The organism is Bartonella sp. AC10YNML (genome assembly GCF_042196825.1).
GTDB lineage: Bacteria > Pseudomonadota > Alphaproteobacteria > Rhizobiales > Rhizobiaceae > Bartonella.
The window spans coordinates 1-1,641 of record NZ_JBHIRA010000051.1 but is presented as its reverse complement, the minus strand read 5'-3'; the positions used below and the strand labels follow the sequence as shown (position 1 = coordinate 1,641).

The following is a 1,641-nucleotide window of genomic DNA, read 5'->3' as shown; positions in this document are numbered from 1 at the left end:
TCATTACGCAATTGTTGTATGGCTTGCTTTTTTTGCGTTGTACTCTTTTTCAAGTCTTGAGCGAGTTTAAAAGATAATCTGATATATTTGGTCAACAAGTAAGGAAGCCGGATCATAACCATAACCATTAAAATGGCAATGATAACGACCCCTAAAAAAGCCAAATGCTGCATCATAATGCTCCCTTTTTTTCCCTATTGCATTGATGTGAAATCATCATTTTTATCCTCTGCTCAAACAAATGTTTCTAATTCCTTTACTGTTTCTTGCACGCCATACTGAAGGAGACTATGGAGAATTAAAATGACAGGTAAAGAAACAACAATACATGTCCAGACCCATGACAGCAGTCGCATGACAAAATCAATAAAGTGAAGCACTATCATAGGCACGTAATTGTGCAAAAAAACCGCAGATTTTGGAAGAAAAGCAAAAAAAACGACAACACCTGTGCTAAGTGCAACCATAACGAAGGCGATAGAAAAGATCATAAAATAATCTTTTTTTGAGAGAAGCAAGGATTCTTGAAAAGAAAAGGCACGCAACTGTGTTGCAAGAACTGTATTCTGTCCCCTACCCTCTGCCTGATAATGCCTCAAATTCTGCGCTGCACCCTTTTTTAATTTTCGCTGCGTCACCAATAACAAGATTGTCCGTTTTATCAACGAATAATAAAGTGCAACGATTGTCACCACGGTAGAAAGGAATACCATAAAAATTGCAGAACAAATAAAAATTGCCGTCCCTACGGCAATCAACATTCCAATGATTAAAGAAGCGCTCACTTTTCCCCCTATTGTCTTCTGTTAAGAGATTGATTGTCTAGCTGTTTCTGCTCTGGTAAGTTTTCCCATTGTAGCATCATTTCCTTCACATCCCGTTTAAATACGGCGTTAAAGACAAAAAAGAGCGGAAACAACCCAAAAAGAACGCCAAAAATTATTTGCGGCAAGAAACATAAAAAAGCCCAAACACTATTCCATCCCGCATCAAGAACATGCTGAATTATAGGATTTTGGAATGGGTGTTTAAGACTTTCCTGAAAACTTTCTTGTTTCATTTGTCCCAGTGCTTGGAGCTGTTCTTTGGATATAACGTGAAAAAATTCCAAAGGGCTCATATAGGCAGACGCGGAAAAAAGCACCAACAAGAGGATAGCCAAACAACAAATGATGATATAATCGCCTGTTGAGAGAGCCGTCCATTTTTTGAAAGCTTCTGATTGATCCAACACGGGCTGCGATACAAAGGCCCTATCTCCCTTATGGGCAGATTGGTGTTGTGATTTATCTTCGATCATACGGATACTCCCCCCACTTCTAAAATTCCCACTCTTCAATATTTGATAGCACGCCACCAGCGCGGTAGATTCGCTTAGCACTCTTCTCAGAGTAAAGCAAGCACTATAATTCCCCTCTATGTATTTTGTTCACTTGCCTTATACGCGCTTATACATGAAGCGCTTACAAGCCCAAACATCCCTTTTCCCAAGGAAGGGTGTTCTATTGAAAGCCAAGCACGCGGCCAAGATCAACCTCAGTCCCAGATCAACCTCATTCATTGCCCTCATCGAAAACTTCCTCAAGTACACGACACGCCCTACGCTTACCTCTTCCTCAAGAAATTTCAATCCCTTTGCCT

General features: G+C 40.2%; 2 protein-coding genes. Both read right to left on the bottom strand.

The annotated features are described in order from the left end of the window. Window positions 1-233: 233 nt before the first annotated feature. Window positions 234-785: a hypothetical protein gene (locus tag ACFINA_RS09535; protein ID WP_375607594.1), complete on the bottom strand. Its 552-nt coding sequence runs from the start codon at window positions 783-785 to the stop codon at window positions 234-236. Window positions 786-793: 8 nt separating this feature from the next. Beyond that, on the bottom strand, window positions 794-1,300 hold the full coding sequence (locus ACFINA_RS09530) for a hypothetical protein (protein ID WP_375615514.1): 507 nt from the start codon (window positions 1,298-1,300) through the stop codon (window positions 794-796). Window positions 1,301-1,641: the final 341 nt, after the last annotated feature.

Excerpts from the sequence above, each read along its gene's own strand:
- ACFINA_RS09530 (WP_375615514.1), bottom strand. The coding sequence starts at position 1,300 with ATGATCGAAGATAAATCACAACACCAATCTGCCCATAAGGGAGATAGG.